Here is a 19,632-nt window from a genome sequence, read left to right as displayed (position 1 = left end):
AGTATGGCTGAATGGGTAAACGGCAAGGTTACGCAGGTAAAACAATGGACCGACGGGCTGTTCAGCCTGGTGGTCAATGCCCCTATCGATCCTTTCACCGCCGGGCAATTCGCCAAACTGGCGCTGGAGATCGACGGCGAACGGGTGCAGCGCGCCTACTCCTACGTCAATGCTCCCGATGACGCCAACCTGGAGTTCTATCTGGTCACCGTGCCGGAAGGCAAACTGAGCCCGCGCCTCAATCAGCTGCGGCCAGGCTCGGACGTGATGGTGACCAAAGAAGCGGCCGGCTTCTTCGTGCTGGACGAGGTGCCCGACTGCGACACGCTGTGGATGCTGGCGACCGGCACCGCCATCGGCCCCTATTTATCGATTCTGCAGCAGGGCATCGGACTGGAGCGCTTTAACAACCTGGTGCTGGTGCACGCCGCGCGTTTCGCGCGCGACCTGAGCTACCTGCCGCTGATGCAGCAACTGCAACAACGCTACAACGGCAAGCTGCGCATCCAGACCGTCGTCAGCCGCGAAGAAACGCCCGGCTCACTGACCGGCCGCGTGCCGGCGCTGATCGAGGACGGCCGGCTGGAAGCGGCGACCGGCTTGACCATCGACGCCGAAACCAGCCACGTGATGCTGTGCGGCAACCCGCAAATGGTGCGGGACACCCAGCAAACGCTGAAAGACCACCGCCAAATGCGCAAACACCTGCGCCGCAAACCGGGCCACATCACCAGCGAGCACTACTGGTAACCCGGCGAGGGTCAGCGGAACTTCACCGGTTCGGCTTCCGGGCCGAACCGATTGCTCCCCGGCGTGCCGACGAAGGCGCCCAGATCGATCATCATCATCACGATAATCAGCGTCGGAATGAAACGTCCGACGCCCCATTGCCAGATCGGCGCCAGCATCTGCCAGTTCCCCGCCGCCAGCATCCATGCCAGGATCAGCAACAGCGCCCACCAGCCGGCCTTGTTGCGATCGTGCAGGCGCTTGACCAGCACCGCAGCCGTCGGCCACAGCAGCGCTACGATAAAGAAGGCGATGGATTGGATGGCGATCAGCTGATAATTGGCCAGCGTAAACGCCGCCGCCATCAGCGCCAACCACAGTCCCATCCAGATCCAGAAGTCGCGCCGCCCGATGCGGCCCTTAAAAGAAAAACACCACTGTTGTAACGTCATCGATTCCTGCGCTCTAAGCCTGCCCATATTCTGCGCCGCAGTGTAACATAGGCGCTGCCGGGCCGAGTTTTCCGCCTCGCATAACGCGGCGCGCCGCACAGCTTTCTCGTCAGCGAACCGATAATGGCGTGGGATCTTTGACAAGCCCCGCGGGTTATCGCTTTAATCGGAGCCATCTTTGTCCTTGATGCCATACGCCATGCTGAGAAAAACCCTCGTTATCGCCTGCCTGCTGCAGGTGGCCGCCAGCGCCTGGGCCGATCCACCGGCCGCCGATGCGACGCCTGCCGCACCTTACCTGCTGGCCGGGGCGCCGACGTTCGATCTGACGGTGGTCAAATTCCGCGAAAAATACAATCGCGACAACCCGAAGCTGCCGATTGGCGAATTCCGCGCCATTCCCGCCACCGAAGACGATTCGCCGCTGCTGACGCGCGCCGCCAGCAAACTCAACGAAAACCTGTATGCCTCCACCGCGCTGGAGAAAGGCACCGGTAAAATCAAAACGTTGCAGATCACTCACCTGCCGCTGCAGCAGGCCAATGAAGAAAAAGCCGCGCGCGCCATCGCCATCAGCTACATGGCGGCGCTGATGCGCCAGTTCGAACCGGCGTTGACGGTGGAACAGAGCCAGAACAAGGTGAACAGCCTGCTGGAAAAAGGCAAAGGATCGCGCTTTTACCAACAGCAGGTCGGCGCCATTCGCTATGTCGTTTCGGACAACGGCGATAAAGGCGTAACCTTCGCGGTTGAACCGATTAAGCTGGCGCTTTCCGAGCCGTAACGGCGCGGCATTTAATGACGAAAAGCAAAGCCTTCGCGCTTAATGATCTCTATACTGTTGGGCAGGTAAACTGCCGGTCCGGCAGTTGTCATTTCGACTCTCGCGTTCCCTAGTTGGAGGAAAAAACATGCGTCATCCATTAGTTATGGGTAACTGGAAGCTTAACGGCAGCACTCACATGGTCAACGAACTGATCGCCGGTCTGCGCAATGAGCTGAGCAGCGTTGACGGCTGTGGCGTCGCCATCGCCCCGCCGGTGATGTATCTGGATCAGGCCAAGCACGCGCTGGCCGGCAGCCGCATCGCGCTGGGCGCGCAGAACGTGGACGTTAACCTGTCCGGCGCCTTCACCGGTGAAGTTTCCGCCAACATGCTGAAAGACGTCGGCGCCCAGTACATCATCATCGGCCACTCTGAACGTCGCACCTACCACAAAGAAAGCGACGAAGTGATCGCCGAGAAATTCGCCGTGCTGAAAGAAGCCGGCCTGATCCCGGTGCTGTGCATCGGTGAAACCGAAGCGGAAAACGCCGCGGGCAAAACTGAAGAAGTGTGCGCGCGCCAGATCGACGCCGTGCTGAAAACGCTGGGCGCACCGGCGATGAAAGGCACCGTGATCGCCTATGAGCCGGTCTGGGCCATCGGTACCGGCAAGTCCGCTACCCCTGCGCAGGCGCAGGCCGTGCACAAATTTATCCGTGACCACATCGCCAAACACGATGCCGCGGTTGCCGCTGAAATCATCATCCAGTACGGCGGTTCGGTGAACGACAAGAACGCCGCAGAGCTGTTCTCTCAGCCGGACATCGACGGCGCGCTGGTTGGCGGCGCCTCGCTGAAAGCCGACGCTTTCGCCGTGATCGTCAAAGCCGCTGCCGCAGCGAAAAAAGCCTGATTACCTTAGGCTTGCCATAAAAAAACCCCGGCTTGCCGGGGTTTTTTATTGCCGCTCAGACGGCATCAGCGTTTGCTTATCTCGTCAAACACGCCGCCGGTGGCGAAGTGCACCTTCTGCGCTTCGGTCCAGCCACCGAAGGTGTCATCCACGGTAAACAGCTTCAGCTGCGGGAACTGCCCGGCAAACTTGGCCGCCACCGCCGCGTCACGCGGACGGTAATAGTGCTGTGCCGCGATGGTCTGCCCTTCCGGCGAATACAGATACTTCAGGTAGGCGGTCGCCACGTCGCGGGTACCGCGTTTATCGACCACCTTATCCACTACCGACACCGTCGGTTCGGCCAGGATCGATTCACTCGGGGTGATAATCTCGAACTTGTCTTTGCCCAGCTCTTTCTCCGCCAGCAGCGCTTCGTTTTCCCAGGCGATCAGCACGTCGCCGATGCCGCGCTCAACGAAGGTGTTGGTCGAGCCGCGCGCGCCGGAATCCAGCACTTCGACGTTCTTGTACAGGTTTTTGACGAAGTCCTGCGCCTTGGCCTTATCGTTGTTGTTGTGGTGCAACGCGTAGCCCCAGGCGGCCAGGTAGTTCCAGCGGGCGCCACCCGAGGTTTTCGGGTTCGGGGTGATCACCGACACGCCCGGTTTGAGCAGATCGGGCCAATCGTGAATTTGTTTCGGGTTGCCTTTGCGCACCAGGAAGACGATGGTCGAGGTGTAAGGCGCCGAGTTGTCCGGCAGGCGTTTGATCCAATCTTTCTCAATACGCCCGCGTTCGGCGATGGCGTCGACGTCATAGGCCAACGCCAGCGTCACCACGTCGGCCTCGATGCCGTTGATCACCGAGGTCGCCTGTTTGCCGGAGCCGCCATGCGACTGGCGCACCGTCACCTTGTCACCGGTTTCCGCCTGATAGTGCTTGCTGAATGCCGTGTTGTAAGCCTGATAGAACTCACGCGTCGGATCGTATGACACATTCAGCAGTTGAATATCCTTCGCCATGGCGCCGGACGCCAACAGCACCAATGTCAGACCAACACCCCATTTACGCATCGACAGGCTCTCCCAGAAAATTAAGCGCAACCTCAATCGGTTGATTTAGCATCAGAGCCTGCCAGAAACTTTCCCGGCAATTAAAGAATAAAAAATTTTGGGATAGATGATTCCGGAATATATCGCCGATGGGCATAAAAAAGCCCCCGCGAGCGGAGGCTTTTTTGTCGTGCGGTGAGCGGCGTATCAGTACAGTTTTTTCGCCGTTTCCAGCCAGTCACCCTTGAACGGACGCTTCATGTTTTCGATCGCGTCGATGATGTCGTGATGCACCATTTTTTCGTTCTGGATACCGACGCAGCGGCCGCCGTAACCCTGCAGCAGCAGCTCGATGGCGTAGGCGCCCATGCGCGAGGCCAGGATGCGGTCGTAGGCAACCGGCGAACCGCCGCGTTGAATGTGGCCCAGCACGGTGGCGCGAGTTTCACGCTTGGTTTCCTGCTCGATGTGGCGCGCCAGCTCATCGATATCGCAGATGTGCTCGGTGATCGCCACGATGGCGTGTTTTTTACCCTTGGCGATACCGGCCTTGATTTCGCACACCAGATCTTCGCGGTTGAATTCGATTTCAGGCAGCACGATGAATTCGCAGCCGCCGGCAATCGCCGCCGCCAGCGTCAGATCGCCGCAATAACGGCCCATCACTTCCACGATGGAGATACGCTGGTGCGAAGAGGAGGTATCGCGCAGGCGGTCGATCGCTTCCACCACGGTTTCCAGCGCGGTGAAGTAACCGATGGTGTAGTCGGTACCGGCAACGTCGTTATCGATGGTGCCCGGCAGACCGATGCACGGGAAGCCTTCTTCCGTCAGGCGTTTGGCGCCCATGTAGGAACCGTCGCCGCCGATCACCACCAGCGCGTCGATGCCGCGATTCTTCAGGTTTTCAATCGCCTTGGCGCGCACGTTTTCATCCCTGAACTCCGGGAAGCGGGCCGAGCCCAGGAAGGTGCCGCCGCGGTTGATCATGTCGGACACGCTATAGCGGTCCAGCTGCTCCATGCGATCTTCGTACAAGCCAAGGTAGCCATCGTAAATACCAAAAACTTCCAGACCTTCTGAAAGCGCAGAACGCACAACGCCGCGGATTGCAGCGTTCATACCCGGCGAATCACCGCCGCTCGTCAGTACACCGATTTTCTTGATCATGACTACCTCTGAACTGTGTAGATGCAATTTCTTAAGAATTCTGTCTCCGCCGATCGTCTTGAAACCTCTCCGGCTGCAGAAAACCAGCTTTACGGCTTATTGCTGGATATTATATCAAAAACACCCAGCTGAATTGATTCAAGTCACGCAATATAACGGTAAAAACACCGCATGGCACGCTGAGCTAACTCAGATATTCATGATAATACTTCGCGCTATGCCTCTATCTGATTATAGCTCCCAATGCCCCTGCCTACCCGGTGGCACCACGGAGCACGGATCCAGGTGAATGATGACGTCCGCCCCCGCAAAACGGTGTCGCAACGCCTGTTCCACCTGATCGGCCAACCGATGCGCCTCACGCAGCGGCAGCGTGTCTTCCATCTCCAGATGCAGCTGGATGAAACGCGTCGGCCCCGACTGCCGCGTGCGCAGATCGTGCGCGCCTTTCACCCCGGGCCAGGAAGAAACCACCTCAATAATCGCCTGGCGTTCGTCATCCGGCAACGCCCGATCCAGCAGCGACTGCACCGCTTCGTAGCCCATGCGCAGCGCGCTATAGAGGATGTATACGCCGATGCCCAGCGCGAACAGCGCATCTGCCCGGTGGAAGCCGTACCAGCTTAGCCCAAGAGCGATAAGAATAGCACCATTCATCATGACATCTGACTGATAATGCAGCATATCTGCGCGCACGGCCTGGCTGCGGGTTTTTCTGACCACCCAGCGTTGATAGGTAACCAGAATCAGGGTGCTGGCCAACGCGATCACCGTCACGACGATCCCAATACCGGGATCCCGCAGCGTTTGCGGCGCATACAGATGCTGGAAGCCGGTGAGAAACAGAAACAGGGCGGAGCCGGAAATAAACATGCTTTGCGCCAGCGCCGCCAGCGACTCCGCTTTGCCGTGGCCGAAGGTGTGCTCGGCATCGGCTGGCTGCAGCGAATAGCGCACCACCAAAAGGTTGGTCAGCGATGCCGCGATATCGACCAGCGAATCCACCAGCGCCGCCAACAGGCTGACCGAACCGGTGTGGTACCAGGCGACGATTTTAATCAACAGCAGCGACGACGCCAGCGCGGTAGCGGCCAACGCAGCGGACTTTACCAGGCGGGCATAACGCTGTTCCATTAAGGGATCCCGGTCAAAAGGTATGGCGCTCAATATAGCGAAATGTCGGATAAAAAAAACCCCGCCATCATGGCGGGGAAGACAGGGATGGTGTCTATGGCAAGGAAAAACAGGGGACTACTCAGTCGTACTTCACTTCTGGGCAGAAGCTTGCTGCAAACCAGAAATTTGTTGCTCCATCTGCTGCATACGCTGCTGATGTTTCTGGTCTAAAACACTTTTTTGCTCTGGCGTCAGCAGGTTATACATTTGGTTGCGCACCCGGGCCATTTCGACCTGGCGCTTGACCTGCTGCTGGGCCATCTTTTCCGCCTGTGCATACACGGCGGCTTCGTCAAATTTCTCTGCGGTCACCAGTTTATGCATGGCTTCCATTTCAGCTACATTGACACCAGGCAGATCGTGCCGGGCCTGGCGCATCAAATCGCGCATTTGCTGGCGCTGCTGTTCGCTGAGGCTGACACCGTCGAACATATGGTGCTGGCCGGGTATTCGGGTCATCGCGTCGTTGCCGGGAGGTTGGGCTGTGTCCGGTATAGTGTCGGCAGCGAAGGCAGCGGTCGAACCAATTGCCAGCAGTGATGCCATAACTAATGCGGTCACCTTACGCATTTCAACTCCTCAAGCTTTCTCACTTTGCGAATCAACGAGGAGCAGTGTACCGCTACACCTGAAAACCTGCGTCAGTGCATGTAAAACTACGTAAAGTCATGGAATGGCAACAGTTGATGACGTATTTTGCGTCTGGAGGTAAATCATAATGAACAAGATTCTGTTAGTTGACGACGACCGCGAGTTGACCTCGCTGTTAAAAGAATTGCTTGAAATGGAAGGCTTTAATATCGTCGTCGCGCACGATGGCGAGCAGGCGTTGTCGCTGCTGGACAGCTCCGTCGATCTGCTGCTGCTCGACATCATGATGCCGAAGAAAAACGGCATCGATACGCTGAAAGAACTGCGCCAACATCACCAGACACCGGTCATCATGCTGACCGCGCGCGGCAGCGAACTGGACCGCGTGCTGGGTCTGGAGCTGGGCGCCGATGATTACCTGCCGAAACCCTTCAACGATCGCGAGCTGGTCGCGCGCATTCGCGCCATTCTGCGCCGTTCCAACTGGAGCGAACAGCAGCAGCAGGTCGATAGCGGCGCCCCGACGCTGGACGTCGATGGCCTGCAGTTGAATCCCGGCCGCCAGGAGGCCAGCTTCGACGGCCAGGTGCTGGATCTGACCGGCACCGAGTTCACCCTGCTTTACCTGCTGGCGCAGCACCTCGGCCAGGTGGTATCGCGCGAACTGCTGAGCCAGGAAGTGCTGGGCAAACGCCTGACTCCGTTCGATCGCGCTATCGACATGCACATCTCCAACCTGCGGCGTAAGCTGCCGGATCGCAAAGACGGGCATCCGTGGTTCAAAACCCTGCGTGGCCGTGGTTATTTGATGGTATCTGCAACATGATTAACAGTTTGACGGCACGCATCTTCGCCATTTTCTGGTTCACATTAGCCCTGGTGCTAATGCTGGTGCTGATGGTGCCCAAGCTCGACTCCCGCCAAATGACCTCGCTGCTCGACAGCGAGCAGCGGCAGGGGTTGATGCTGGAACAACACGTCGAGGCCGAGTTGCAAAACGATCCGGCCAACGATCTGATGTGGTGGCGCCGCCTGTTCCGCGCCATCGACAAATGGGCGCCACCGGGCCAACGTCTGCTGCTGGTCACCAGCGAAGGCCGGGTGATCGGCGCGCAGCGCAACGAAATGCAGATCGTCCGCAACTTCATCGGCCAATCCGACAACTCGGACCATCCGAAGAAGAAAAAGTACGGTCGCGTCGAGCTGGTCGGGCCGTTCGCCGTGCGCGACGGCGAAGACAACTACCAGCTGTACCTGATCCGTCCCGCCAACAGTCCGCAATCCGATTTCATCAACCTGATGTTTGACCGGCCGCTGCTGCTGCTGATCGTCACCATGCTGATCAGCGCCCCGCTGCTGCTGTGGCTGGCTTGGAGCCTGGCGAAACCGGCGCGCAAGCTGAAGAACGCCGCCGATGACGTGGCGCGCGGCAACCTGAAGCAGCATCCGGAACTGGAGGCCGGCCCGCAGGAGTTCCTGGCCACCGGCGCCAGCTTCAACCAGATGGTCAGCGCACTGGAACGCATGATGAACGCCCAGCAACGGCTGATCTCGGACATCTCGCACGAGCTGCGCACACCGCTGACGCGCCTGCAGCTGGCCACCGCGCTGATGCGCCGCCGCCATGGTGAAGGCCACGAGCTGGCGCGCATCGAAACCGAAGCGCAGCGGCTGGATTCGATGATCAACGATCTGCTGGCGCTGTCGCGTGGGCAGCAGAAGGGCGAGCTGGCCCGCGAGCAGCTGAAGGCCAACGACCTGTGGGCCGACGTGCTGGACAACGCCCGTTTCGAAGCAGAACAGATGGGCAAGCAGTTGGAAATCACCGCGCCGCCCGGTCCTTGGACGCTGTTCGGCAACGCGAGCGCGCTGGACAGCGCGTTGGAAAACATCGTGCGCAACGCCCTGCGTTATTCGCACACCCGCATTGCCGTGGCGTTCAGCGCCGACAATCAGGGCGTGACCATCCAGGTTGACGACGACGGCCCCGGCGTCAGCGCCGAAGACCGCGAGCAGATCTTCCGTCCGTTCTACCGCACCGATGAAGCGCGCGACCGCGAATCCGGCGGCACCGGCCTCGGCCTGGCTATCGTCGAGGCGGCGGTCAACCAGCATCGCGGCTGGGTGAAGGCCGAAGACAGCCCGCTTGGCGGCCTGCGGCTGGTGCTGTGGCTGCCGCTGCATCATCAACGTCTGTCGACTAAGACAGAACAGTAAGAGTTTGCTATCCTGCGCCCCTCGTTCACGAGGGGCCTGCAACATGCTGAACATCGTTTTATTTGAACCCGAAATTCCACCCAACACCGGCAATATCATCCGCCTGTGTGCCAATACCGGCTTTAACCTGCACCTGATCGAACCGCTGGGATTCCCGTGGGACGACAAGCGCCTGCGCCGCGCCGGGTTGGACTACCATGAGTTCACCCGCGTCAGCCGCCATGCCGATTACGCCGCCTTTCTCGCCGCCGAAAACCCACAGCGGCTGTTTGCCCTGACCACCAAAGGCACGCCGGCGCACAGCGCCGTCAGCTATCAGGCCGGCGACTACCTGCTGTTTGGCCCGGAGACGCGCGGGTTGCCCGCCGATATCCTCGATGCGCTGCCGGCGCAGCAAAAAATCCGCATCCCGATGCAGGCACAAAGCCGCAGCATGAACCTGTCGAATGCCGTATCGGTGGTGGTGTATGAGGCCTGGCGGCAGCTGGACTATGCCGGCGCGCTGATCAAGGCGTAATCCGCGACGACGCGCCATACTGGAAGCATCATTGCTGCGATGTTCTTTCCAGGAACGGCACATGGCTTTCATCGAGGATATTGTCACCCCGCTTCGCCGCCTCGAGACGGTGCTGAATGAGGCGCTGCTGCGGCTGCAGCAGGCGCAAGATACCGAAGCGCTGCACGACCTGCGCGTCTGTCTGCGCCGCATTCGCAGCCTGCTGCGTCCGTTGCGCGGCTGCCCCGGCGCAACCCGGCTCGATCGGGCTGCTGCCGAGTTGGGCAGGCTCACGACGCCGCTGCGCGATCTCGAGGTGCTGATCACCGAACTGGCGCGCCATCACCTCGATTGGCAGGCAAACGTGCGCCAGAGCGATCTTCAGGCCCGCTGCCGTCAACTGCTCGCCCATCCACAGCTCATCGACTTTCCCTCGCGGTTGCACGCCTGGTGCCGCCGCTTTCGCCGCACCGCGCGACGCGCCGCCAAACACCGCCTAGATCGACACCTGCTGCGCCAGCAGCGGCAACTGCGCCGGGCATTGGCCGATACCGGCTACGATCGCCACCGTCTGCGGCTGCTGATAAAACGCCTGCGTTACGCGGCCGAAGCCTATCCGCAACGCCTCTCCCTCTCTCCCGAAGCGACAGCGTGCCTCAAGGCGGCGCAAAACGCCCTCGGCGACTGGCACGATCGGGAAGTTTGGTGCCTGCAGGCCGAGCATCAGGCGGATCTCTGGCCCTTGTTGCCCCAATGGCAAGCTGAGCAACGCCAGACGCTGGCCAGAGCGGACGTCTTGCTTGCCGCCTTATCACCGGCGCTGGTGGCGAAAACCGGCGGCGCATCACGATCCTGAAAGAAGGACCGCAGCAGGGCACGCCCGGCCCCGAAAATGCCCGATGAGGCACAGATAATGCGCTATCTTTTGTAAGGGTAATCACCACTCATCATAGGAAACCATATGAAGAAACAACGCTTGAGCGTTGCCATGGCGGTTCTGGCAGCAGGCCTGTTGCTGGCAGGCTGTTCGTCCAAAGTCACCCAAACGTCGCAGTATTCAGGCTTCTTGTCCGATTACAGCAAGCTGCAGGAAACCACCTCGCCAAGCGGCCATAAAACGCTGCGCTGGGTAGATCCAAGCTACAAGGAATCCAACTATCGCGGTATCTACTTCCAACCGGTGGTCTATTTCCCGGCGGAGAAACCAACCACGCGCGTCAGCCAGGACACGCTGAACAAAATCAAGGCGTATGCGACCCAGCGGATTAAAGCCGCGTTGCAGAACCGCTTCACCATTCTGCCCAGCCCGGCAGGCTCACGCGTGTTGGTAGCTAAACTCGCCATCACCGCCGTTTCTGCCGAAAACGAAGACATGAAGTTCTATGAGGTGGTACCGGTCGCGGCGGTGGTTGCCAGCACCATGGCGGCTACCGGGCACCGGACGCAAAATACCGCGCTGTATATCGAAGGCGAGCTGATTGACCAGGATACCGGTAAAACGGTGATGGAAGTGGTACGCAAGGCCTACGGCAAAACCGTCAACAACGACAGTACGCCGGTCACGGCGGATGACGTCAAGGCGGCGATCGACGACATCGTCACCGATATCACCAACTTCCCGAAGCAGGGCTGACCGCCGCCTGAAAAACACAGGGGGAGCCGAAGCTCCCCCTGAATGGCTGCGAAGGCGGCGCTCAAATGCCGTCGCCGTACTCGAACCCGTGGTTGGTGCCGTTGAAGTATTGGTCCATATCCATCGACGGCGTATCGCTCTCCGGACGTCCGACGATGCGCGCCGGCACGCCGGCGGCGGTGGTGTGCGGGGGTATCGCCTGCAAGACCACCGAGCCCGCGCCAATTTTCGCGCCCTTGCCCACTTCGATATTGCCGAGAATTTTGGCGCCGGCGCCAATCATCACCCCTTCGCGGATTTTCGGGTGACGGTCGCCGCTGGTTTTACCGGTACCGCCCAGAGTGACCGACTGCAGGATAGAGACGTTGTTCTCCACCACCGCCGTTTCACCGATCACGATGCCGGTGGCGTGGTCGAGCATGATACCGCAGCCGATGGTCGCCGCCGGGTGGATGTCCACGCCGAAGGCGACGGAAATTTGATTTTGCAGGTAGATAGCCAGCGCTTGCCGCCCTTGCTGCCACAGCCAGTGACCGATGCGGTAAGCCTGCAGCGCATGGAACCCTTTCAGGTAAAGCAGCGGCGTGGAGTACTTATCGACCGCCGGGTCGCGCAGCCGCACCGCGAGGATATCGCGCGCCGCCGAAACGATCATCTGGTTGTCGGATTTGTAGGCCTCTTCCACCACCTCGCGCACCGCAATGGCGGGCATGATCGGTGTCGCCAGCTTGTTGGCCAGCATATAGCTGAGCGCGCTGCCCAGGTTCTCGTGCTTGAGCAACGTCGCATGGAAAAAGCTGGCCAGCATCGGTTCACAATCAGCCAGTGCTCGCGCTTCTGATTTAATGCTGTTCCAGACCTGCTCCAACTCTTCTGACGACATCACATTCCCCTCTGCCTTGCCAAACGGGCCGCTTCACACGGTAGCGCGAAACGGCCCGGGTCATTTGCGGGGTCAGCATGCTGCCCCGGCATATCGTTTTATGTCACGCGCTGGGTTTTTCGTCCTTTCGGGCTCGCCCCAGCAGGCTCAGCGCCGCTTCGCGGGCGTCTTTATGGCAGTAAAGCACCTGATAGATCTGTTCGGTGATCGGCATTTCCACGCCGTGCCGCTGCGCCAGCGCCAACACCTCTTTGGTATTGCGATAGCCCTCGACCACCTGGCCGATGCTGTCCTGCGCTTCCTGCACGCCTTTGCCCTGCCCCAGCATAATGCCGAAACGGCGGTTGCGCGATTGGTTGTCCGTGCAGGTTAGCACCAGATCCCCCAGCCCCGCCATGCCCATGAACGTCGAAGGATCGGCGCCGAGCGCAGAACCCAGACGGCTCATTTCCGCCAGCCCGCGTGTAATCAACGCGGTGCGGGCGTTGGCACCAAAACCGATGCCGTCGGACATGCCGGCGCCGATGGCGATCACGTTCTTCACCGCGCCGCCAAGCTGCACGCCGATGAAGTCGGGATTGCTGTAGACGCGGAAGCTCTTGCCGCAGTGCAACAGCCGTTGCAGATCGTCGGCGAACTGCGCATCGGTCGCCGCCAGCGCGATCGCCGTCGGCAAACCGGCGGCCAGCTCTTTGGCGAACGTCGGCCCGGAGAGCACCGCCAGCGGGATCGTCTCGCCCAGCGCCTCACGCGCCACATCCTGCAGCAACCGGCCGGTTTCCGCTTCCAGCCCCTTGGTGGCCCACACGATGCGAGCGTCCGGGCGCAAATGCGGCTTCAGCTGGCGCAGCACGTCGCCGAACACGTGGCTCGGTACCACCACCAGCACGTCGCGGCTGGCCGCCAGCGCACGCGCCAAATCGGCTTCAAGCAGCAGGGTATCGGGGAAAGGAACGTCGGGCAGAAACGCCTGATTGCAGCGATCTTGCTGCAACGTTTGAATTTGCGCGGGGTTGTGCCCCCACAGCACCACGGTGTGGCCGTTACGCGCCAGCGTAATGGCCAATGCGGTGCCGTACGAGCCGGCACCGATGACAGTCATTGAAGCATTGACGGTGTTCATCAGGCATCCTGATGTGGTGCGGCACCTTCGCCTTCCGCCTGCTGCTGCAGATAGTTCATGAACAGCGCGTCAAAGTTGACCGGTGCCAGGTTCAGCTGCGGGAATGTACCGCGGGAAACCAGGCTGGTGATGCACTCGCGCGCATACGGGAACAGGATGTTCGGGCAGTATGCACCCAGGCAATGCGCCAGCTGCGTACCTTCGATGCCTGCTACCGAGAAGATGCCCGCCTGTTGCACTTCGCACAGGAACGCGGTTTCTTCGCCCAGGCTCGCCGTCACGGTTACGCGCAGTACCACTTCATACACTTCGTCAGCCAGCTGGCTGGACGCGGTATCCAGATCAAGTTTAACTTCCGGCTGCCATTCCTGCTGGAAAACCTGCGGCGCGTTTGGCGCTTCGAAGGAGATGTCCTTGGTATAAATACGTTGGATCTGGAAAGCCATTTCGGTGCTGTTTTGTTCTGACATGTGAGTAATACCCTTGGTTAAACGTCCTTATTGACACTCGGTGAACCGGCAAGCTGCTTAAAGCAGCGGATCCAGGCCGCCGCGAGCATCGAGTTCATATAAATCATCACAGCCGCCAATATGCCGGCCGTCGATGAAAATCTGCGGCACGGTGGTGCGCCCGCTGCGCTCGATCATCACTTCGCGCTTGGCGCTATCGCCGTCGATGGCGATCTCGTTAAACGCCGCGCCCTTGCTGTTCAACAGCGCCTTGGCGCGATGGCAGAACGGGCAGGTCGCTTTGGTGTAGATATCAATGTTAGCCATGGATTGCCACCTCAAATAGGTTAAACGGTTACTTACCGCGCACCAGCGGCAGGTTTTCTCCGCTCCAGCCGGAAATGCCGTCTTTCAGCATCGTCACCTTTTCAAAACCGGCCTTGCTCAGGTTCTCCGCCGGCTCGCGGGAGGCGGTGCCGTTGGCGCACACGACGATGATCGGCTGCGCTTTGTGTTTTTCCAGCTCGCCCAGGCTGCCGCTTTTGATTTCGCTGGCGGTCAGGTTGATGGCGCTGGCCAGGTGACCACGGCGGAAATCGTCGCGGCTGCGGGTGTCGACCACCACGGCTTCTTCTTTGTTAATCAGGCGAATAGCTTCACCGCGAGCGATCTCTTTGACCTTGGAGAAACGGCTTTTGAAGGTCATGACGATCACGGCGACCAGCAGAGCGATCCAAGCCAGGCTCAGAATCGGGTGTCTGCTTACGAATGGCATAATTTCTTGCAGCATGGGGTGTAACAACTCCCGTCAGTTAAGGGATAAATAAGTCAAGGTTCCAGAGTATACCTGCCGAGTGCGGCAAATACAGCCAATAAGCAAGCGCGATTGTAGAAACTGCGGGCTGCGCTGAGAAATTCCCGACGTCAGAGCATAAAAGCCCGCGCGATTCGCCGCAACCTTGATCTCTTTGGGCTATTTATCGCCGCCGGCGGTGTAAAATCAGCCGGTTTTTCGAGGGTGAATAGCCATGCTTACGGCGGGCGCATGGCTATTCGCAGCTTAAAAAGTTCATAAGAGGTCAATGCAATGTCGAGCAACAAAAAACCGATGGTACTGGTGATCCTGGACGGTTACGGCCATCGTGAAGAGCGGCAGGACAACGCGATCCTGAACGCCGGCACCCCGGTGATGGATCGCCTGTGGCGAGAGCAGCCACATACGCTGATCGCCGCTTCCGGGCTGGATGTCGGCCTGCCCGATGGACAAATGGGCAACTCCGAAGTCGGCCACGTCAACCTGGGCGCCGGGCGCATCGTGTACCAGGATCTGACCCGACTGGACAAAGCGATCGCCGATGGCGACTTCTTCGCCAACCCGGTGCTGACCGCCGCCGTCGATAAGGCCGTAGCGGCCGGCAAGGCGGTACATATCATGGGCCTGCTGTCGCCGGGCGGCGTGCACAGCCACGACGAGCACATCCTGGCCATGATCAAGCTGGCCGCCCAACGCGGCGCCAAAGCCGTTTATCTGCATGCCTTCCTCGACGGACGCGACACGCCGCCGCGCAGCGCCGAAGCCCCCCTGCAACGCTGCCGCGACGCCTTCGCCGCGCTGGGCGTCGGGCGCATCGCCTCGCTGATCGGCCGCTACTACGCGATGGACCGCGACAACCGCTGGGATCGCGTGCAGCTGGCCTATGACCTGCTGACCGCGGCCAAAGGCGACTACGTGGCCGAGGATGCGGTCGCCGGCCTGCAGGCCGCTTATCAGCGCGGTGAAAACGACGAGTTCGTCAGACCGACCGTGATCCGCGCCGCCGGTGAGGCCGATGCCGCGATGCAGGACGGCGACGCGTTAATCTTCATGAACTTCCGCGCCGACCGCGCGCGCCAGATCACCCGCGCCTTCGTGAACGCGGATTTCGACGGTTTCCCGCGCGCCAAGCGGGAGCAGTTCGGCGATTTCGTGATGCTGACCGAGTACGCCGCCGACATCGCGACCGCCTGCGCCTATCCGCCGGCGTCGCTGGCCAACACCTTCGGCGAATGGCTGATGAAGCACGACAAAACCCAGCTGCGCATCTCGGAAACAGAGAAATACGCCCACGTCACCTTCTTCTATAACGGCGGCGTGGAAGCGCCGTTCAAGGGCGAAGACCGCGTGCTGGTCAACTCGCCGAAGGTCGCCACCTACGATCTGCAGCCGGAGATGAGCGCCACCGAGCTGACCGACAAGCTGCTGAGCGCCATCCGCAGCGGCAAATACGATGCCATTATCTGCAACTACCCGAACGGAGACATGGTAGGGCATACCGGCGTATATGAAGCGGCGATCAAAGCGGTGGAGACGCTGGACGCCTGCATCGCCCAGGTGGTTGATGCGGTGCGCGACGTCGACGGCCAGCTGCTGATCACCGCCGATCACGGCAACGCCGAACAGATGCGCGATCCGGCCACCGGCCAGGCGCACACCGCCCACACCAGCCTGCCGGTACCCTTGATTTACGTCGGCAAACCGGCGCGGGCGGTCGAAGGCGGCAAGCTTTCGGACATCGCGCCCACCCTGTTAACGCTGATGGGAATGGAAATCCCGCAAGAGATGACTGGTAAGCCGCTGTTCATCGTGGAATAATCCTTCTCCATGAGGGAGAAGGCGTTTTTTGCACTATCAAGGGTAACCCGAAGCGCAAACGCAGGCAGCCGACCGCTGCCTGAACGCACCGCGCCAAGGACGTTCACCGCCATGTGCGCCAGCGTATTTTGCGCTGGCGTCTTGCTGTTGCCGCTCGCCGGCCAGGCGGCGGAAGACAATAAATCCCAGCTGAAAGACATCCAGCAGAGCATCGCCGAGAAAGAAAAAGCGGTGAAGCAGCAGCAACAGCAGCGCAGCTCGCTGCAGGATCAGCTGCGTCAGCAGGAAAAAACCATCGCCCAGGCCAGCCGCCAGTTGCGCGACACCCAGGGCACGCTCACCCAGTTGGGCAAGGACATTTCCGGCCTGAACGCCTCGATAGCCAAACTGCAAAAGCAGCAATCTACCCAACAAAACCTCCTCGCCAAACAGCTCGACGCCGCCTTCCGGCAAGGGCAGCACAGCGCCGTGCAGCTGATCCTCAGCGGGGAGGAAAGCCAGCGCAGCGAGCGTATTCTGGCCTATTTCGGCTATCTGAACGAAGCGCGCCAGAAAACCATCGAAGAGCTGAAACAGACCCGCGCCGAGCTGGCGAAGCAAAAAACCACGCTGGTGGCCAAACAGGGTCAGCAAAAATCCTTACTGGGCGAGCAACAGACGCAGCAGCAGAAGCTGGAGCAGGCGCGCGGCGCCCGCAAGAAAACGCTGACCGCGCTGGAAGCCTCGCTGGAAAAAGACCAACAACGCCTGGTGGAACTGCGCCAGAACGAAACCCGCATGCGTGACAAGATCGCTCGGGCGGAGCGCGAAGCCCGCGCGCGTGCCGAACGCGAAGCGCGTGAAGCGGCCAAGGTGCGCGAACAGGTGCGCATCAAGGAGCAGCAGGCGAAGAAAACCGGCACCACCTACAAACCTAGCGAAGCCGATCGCTCACTGATGGCGCGAACCGGCGGCCTCGGTCGTCCGGCCGGCCAGCTGATGTGGCCGGTGCGCGGCCGCACGCTGCACGGCTTTGGCGAACAGCAGCAGGGCGAGCTACGCTGGAAAGGCATGGTGATCGAAGCCCGCGAAGGCAGCGAAGTGAAAGCCGTCGCCGATGGCCGCGTGCTGCTGGCCGACTGGCTGCAAGGCTATGGCCTGATGGTGGTGGTCGAACACGGTAAAGGCGACATGAGCGTGTACGGCTACAACCAAAGCGCGTTGGTCAACGTCGGGGCGCAGGTGCGCGCCGGCCAGCCGATCGCTCTGGTCGGCACCAGCGGCGGCCAGGGAACGCCGTCGCTCTATTTCGAAATCCGTCGTCAGGGACAGGCGGTTAACCCACTGCCGTGGTTGGGAAGATAGATTTGCGCTATGTCAAAACCCGTACAGCTCTGTTAATAGGCTGTCTGCTGCAGGTTTACGCTGCGCAGGCAGGAAAACTCTCCATCGTCATCGATGACGTGGGCTACCGCCCTCACGAAGAAAACGCGGTGCTGCAAATGCCAACGGCGATCTCGGTCGCGGTATTGCCCAACGCGCCGCATGCCCGCCTGATGGCTACCCGCGCCCACAGCCAGGGCCGCGAAGTCTTGATCCACATGCCGATGGCGCCGCTCAGCAAGCAGCCGCTGGAACGCGATACCCTGCAGCCTTCCATGAGCAGCGACGAGATCCAGCGCATCATCCGCAATGCGGTGAACAACGTGCCCTACGCGGTCGGCATGAACAACCACATGGGCAGCGCCATGACCTCCAGCCTGCCGGGCATGCAGAAAGTGATGCAGGCGCTCGAAAGCTACCGCCTGTACTTCCTCGACAGCATGACCATCGGCAACAGCCAGGCGACCCGCGCCGCGGCCGGCACCAGCGTAAAGGTGATCAAACGCAAGGTGTTCCTCGACGATACCGCGAATGAAGCCGACATCCGCCGTCAGTTCAACCGCGCGGTCGAATTGGCACGGCGCAACGGCTCCGCCATCGCCATCGGCCACCCACGCCCGGCGACGGTGAAGGTGCTGCAGCAGATGCTGCCGTCGCTGCCTGCCGATATCGTGCTGGTCAAACCGAGCGCACTGCTGAACGAACCACAGGGCAACGGCGGCGGCAGCTACGTCCCACCGCCGGTCAAACCGCAAAAACCACAGCCGAAGAACCCGTTCAGCGGCGGCGTCAAGCAGTGCAAGGTCAAACCGCCGAAGGAAAAAACCAACGCCGGTACCGCGCTGGGCGTCATCGCCGACAGCATCGCCAGCTCGCCGCCGGTGACCTTCATCAAGCGCCATTGGCAACACTGGACGCAAGCCAAACCGCAAGCATAAAAAAGGGCCGGAATTCCGGCCCTTTTCACGTCTGCCGAGATCAATCCCAGCTCAGCACCACTTTGCCCGACTTGCCGGAGCGCATGGCGTCGAAGCCCTGCTGGAACTCGTCGATCGAGAAACGGTGGGTGATGATTGGGGTCAAATCCAGACCGGACTGGATCAGCGCCGCCATCTTGTACCAGGTTTCGAACATTTCGCGGCCGTAAATCCCTTTGATAAACAGCCCTTTGAAGATGACCTGGTTCCAGTCGATCGACATATCGGAAGGCGGAATGCCCAGCATGGCAATGCGCCCGCCGTGGTTCATGGCATTGAGCAGCGTGCGGAACGCCGGCGGCGCGCCGGACATTTCCAGACCGACGTCGAACCCTTCGGTCATACCCAGCTCGGCCATCACGTCATTGAGGTTTTCCTTGCTGACGTTCACCGCACGGGTCACGCCCATCTTGCGCGCCAGTTCCAGACGGTATTCGTTAACGTCGGTGATCACCACATGGCGAGCGCCGACGTGTTTGCACACCGCCGCCGCCATGATACCGATCGGGCCGGCGCCGGACACCAGCACGTCTTCCCCGACCAGATCGAACGACAGCGCGGTGTGCACCGCGTTACCGAACGGATCGAAGATCGAAGCCAGTTCGTCGGAGATGTTATCCGGGATCTTGAAGGCGTTGAACGCCGGGATCACCAAGTATTCCGCGAAGCTGCCCGGACGGTTCACGCCCACGCCGACGGTGTTGCGGCACAGGTGCGTGCGGCCGCCGCGGCAGTTGCGGCAGTGCCCGCAGGTGATGTGGCCTTCACCGGACACGCGATCGCCGATGCTGAAGCCTTTGACTTCCTGACCGATCGCCACCACTTCGCCCACATATTCATGGCCGACCACCATCGGAACCGGAATGGTTTTTTGCGACCACTCGTCCCAGTTGTAGATATGCACATCGGTGCCGCAGATCGTGGTTTTGCGGATTTTGATCATGATGTCGTTGTGGCCCAGCTCCGGCTGAGGCACGTCGGTCATCCAAATCCCTTCTTCCGCTTTCAGTTTTGACAGTGCTTTCATGG

The 19,632-nt window shown here is 60.4% G+C and carries 22 protein-coding genes; 11 read left to right on the top strand and 11 right to left on the bottom strand.

The window, feature by feature from the left end; genetic code table 11:
* Positions 1–3: 3 nt before the first annotated feature.
* Positions 4–750 (top strand): ferredoxin--NADP(+) reductase, encoded by a 747-nt coding sequence (gene fpr / locus FUU19_RS11150; RefSeq protein WP_043140987.1) that lies wholly within the window; start codon positions 4–6, stop codon positions 748–750.
* Positions 751–761: 11 nt separating this feature from the next.
* Here fpr and FUU19_RS11145 read toward each other — a convergent pair whose 3' ends face one another.
* Entirely contained in the window at positions 762–1,181 is a 420-nt protein-coding gene (locus tag FUU19_RS11145) for a DUF805 domain-containing protein (protein WP_197811746.1), read from the bottom strand.
* A 199-nt stretch (positions 1,182–1,380) separates the two neighbouring features.
* Here FUU19_RS11145 and FUU19_RS11140 point away from each other — a divergent pair, with 199 nt between their 5' ends.
* Both FUU19_RS11140 and tpiA read left to right on the top strand, forming a co-directional pair.
* On the top strand, positions 1,381–1,965 hold the full coding sequence (locus FUU19_RS11140; RefSeq protein WP_025304668.1) for a DUF1454 family protein: 585 nt from the start codon (positions 1,381–1,383) through the stop codon (positions 1,963–1,965).
* Positions 1,966–2,092: 127 nt separating this feature from the next.
* Positions 2,093–2,860, top strand: a complete 768-nt coding sequence (gene tpiA / locus FUU19_RS11135) for a triose-phosphate isomerase (RefSeq protein ID WP_004931113.1) — start codon at positions 2,093–2,095, stop codon at positions 2,858–2,860.
* A 65-nt stretch (positions 2,861–2,925) separates the two neighbouring features.
* Here the strand turns inward: tpiA and FUU19_RS11130 are convergent, their stop codons facing one another.
* From FUU19_RS11130 to cpxP, 4 genes are all read right to left on the bottom strand, one after another.
* The gene (locus FUU19_RS11130) at positions 2,926–3,915 is read right to left on the bottom strand and encodes a sulfate ABC transporter substrate-binding protein (protein ID WP_025160374.1); all 990 of its coding nucleotides are present in this window, start codon (positions 3,913–3,915) and stop codon (positions 2,926–2,928) included.
* A gap of 186 nt (positions 3,916–4,101) precedes the next feature.
* On the bottom strand, positions 4,102–5,064 hold the full coding sequence (gene pfkA / locus FUU19_RS11125; protein WP_004931116.1) for a 6-phosphofructokinase: 963 nt from the start codon (positions 5,062–5,064) through the stop codon (positions 4,102–4,104).
* A gap of 231 nt (positions 5,065–5,295) precedes the next feature.
* Positions 5,296–6,198, bottom strand: coding sequence for a CDF family cation-efflux transporter FieF (fieF, locus tag FUU19_RS11120; protein WP_060435278.1), 903 nt, complete (start codon positions 6,196–6,198; stop codon positions 5,296–5,298).
* Between the two features lie 132 nt (positions 6,199–6,330).
* The gene (gene cpxP / locus FUU19_RS11115) at positions 6,331–6,810 is read right to left on the bottom strand and encodes a cell-envelope stress modulator CpxP (RefSeq protein ID WP_004931122.1); all 480 of its coding nucleotides are present in this window, start codon (positions 6,808–6,810) and stop codon (positions 6,331–6,333) included.
* Between the two features lie 148 nt (positions 6,811–6,958).
* On the opposite strand from cpxP, the gene cpxR reads away from it, so the two are divergent.
* The 5 genes from cpxR (at position 6,959) to FUU19_RS11090 (ending at position 11,177) form a co-directional block, all read left to right on the top strand.
* On the top strand, positions 6,959–7,657 hold the full coding sequence (cpxR, locus tag FUU19_RS11110; protein ID WP_004931124.1) for an envelope stress response regulator transcription factor CpxR: 699 nt from the start codon (positions 6,959–6,961) through the stop codon (positions 7,655–7,657).
* Entirely contained in the window at positions 7,654–9,048 is a 1,395-nt protein-coding gene (gene cpxA / locus FUU19_RS11105) for an envelope stress sensor histidine kinase CpxA (RefSeq protein WP_048232185.1), read from the top strand. Before cpxR ends, cpxA begins: the two co-directional genes overlap by 4 nt.
* A 43-nt stretch (positions 9,049–9,091) precedes the next feature.
* The gene (gene trmL, locus FUU19_RS11100; RefSeq protein WP_004931130.1) at positions 9,092–9,565 is read left to right on the top strand and encodes a tRNA (uridine(34)/cytosine(34)/5-carboxymethylaminomethyluridine(34)-2'-O)-methyltransferase TrmL; all 474 of its coding nucleotides are present in this window, start codon (positions 9,092–9,094) and stop codon (positions 9,563–9,565) included.
* A 61-nt stretch (positions 9,566–9,626) separates the two neighbouring features.
* Complete coding sequence (locus tag FUU19_RS11095) at positions 9,627–10,400, top strand: CHAD domain-containing protein (protein ID WP_230489722.1); 774 nt, start codon at positions 9,627–9,629, stop codon at positions 10,398–10,400.
* 105 nt (positions 10,401–10,505) lie between these two features.
* Entirely contained in the window at positions 10,506–11,177 is a 672-nt protein-coding gene (locus tag FUU19_RS11090) for a DUF3313 domain-containing protein (protein ID WP_141971935.1), read from the top strand.
* 61 nt (positions 11,178–11,238) lie between these two features.
* On the opposite strand, the gene cysE is transcribed toward FUU19_RS11090, so the two are convergent.
* The 5 genes from cysE to FUU19_RS11065 all read right to left on the bottom strand — a co-directional run bounded on the left by cysE (position 11,239) and on the right by FUU19_RS11065 (position 14,422).
* Positions 11,239–12,060 carry a serine O-acetyltransferase gene (cysE, locus tag FUU19_RS11085; RefSeq protein ID WP_004931135.1) on the bottom strand — a complete coding sequence of 274 codons (822 nt, stop codon included), beginning with the start codon at positions 12,058–12,060 and terminating at the stop codon, positions 11,239–11,241.
* 103 nt (positions 12,061–12,163) lie between these two features.
* Entirely contained in the window at positions 12,164–13,183 is a 1,020-nt protein-coding gene (gpsA, locus tag FUU19_RS11080) for an NAD(P)H-dependent glycerol-3-phosphate dehydrogenase (RefSeq protein WP_141971933.1), read from the bottom strand.
* Positions 13,183–13,653 carry a protein-export chaperone SecB gene (secB, locus tag FUU19_RS11075; RefSeq protein WP_025304678.1) on the bottom strand — a complete coding sequence of 157 codons (471 nt, stop codon included), beginning with the start codon at positions 13,651–13,653 and terminating at the stop codon, positions 13,183–13,185. The genes gpsA and secB overlap by 1 nt, the downstream gene beginning before the upstream one ends.
* Positions 13,654–13,710: 57 nt before the next feature.
* Positions 13,711–13,959, bottom strand: a complete 249-nt coding sequence (gene grxC / locus FUU19_RS11070; RefSeq protein WP_019452217.1) for a glutaredoxin 3 — start codon at positions 13,957–13,959, stop codon at positions 13,711–13,713.
* Positions 13,960–13,987: 28 nt separating this feature from the next.
* A complete protein-coding gene (locus FUU19_RS11065; RefSeq protein WP_063991310.1) occupies positions 13,988–14,422 on the bottom strand; it encodes a rhodanese-like domain-containing protein in 435 nt (144 codons plus the stop codon).
* Positions 14,423–14,719: 297 nt separating this feature from the next.
* Here FUU19_RS11065 and gpmM point away from each other — a divergent pair, with 297 nt between their 5' ends.
* Genes gpmM through FUU19_RS11050 form a run of 3 tightly spaced genes read left to right on the top strand, consistent with a single transcriptional unit; the run spans position 14,720 to position 18,564 of the window.
* Positions 14,720–16,264 (top strand): 2,3-bisphosphoglycerate-independent phosphoglycerate mutase, encoded by a 1,545-nt coding sequence (gene gpmM, locus FUU19_RS11060; protein WP_230489723.1) that lies wholly within the window; start codon positions 14,720–14,722, stop codon positions 16,262–16,264.
* Between the two features lie 9 nt (positions 16,265–16,273).
* Positions 16,274–17,608, top strand: coding sequence for a murein hydrolase activator EnvC (gene envC, locus FUU19_RS11055; RefSeq protein WP_197776026.1), 1,335 nt, complete (start codon positions 16,274–16,276; stop codon positions 17,606–17,608).
* 2 nt (positions 17,609–17,610) lie between these two features.
* Positions 17,611–18,564 (top strand): divergent polysaccharide deacetylase family protein, encoded by a 954-nt coding sequence (locus tag FUU19_RS11050; RefSeq protein ID WP_230489724.1) that lies wholly within the window; start codon positions 17,611–17,613, stop codon positions 18,562–18,564.
* 40 nt (positions 18,565–18,604) lie between these two features.
* Here FUU19_RS11050 and tdh read toward each other — a convergent pair whose 3' ends face one another.
* Positions 18,605–19,630 (bottom strand): L-threonine 3-dehydrogenase, encoded by a 1,026-nt coding sequence (tdh, locus tag FUU19_RS11045; RefSeq protein WP_230489725.1) that lies wholly within the window; start codon positions 19,628–19,630, stop codon positions 18,605–18,607.
* Positions 19,631–19,632 lie beyond the last annotated feature (2 nt).

Origin of the sequence: Serratia montpellierensis (assembly GCF_020858655.1) — a bacterium.
In the GTDB taxonomy this organism is placed as follows: domain Bacteria; phylum Pseudomonadota; class Gammaproteobacteria; order Enterobacterales; family Enterobacteriaceae; genus Serratia; species Serratia montpellierensis.
Note: the sequence above shows the minus strand (reverse complement) of the source record. Positions and strands in the feature narration are given on the sequence as shown.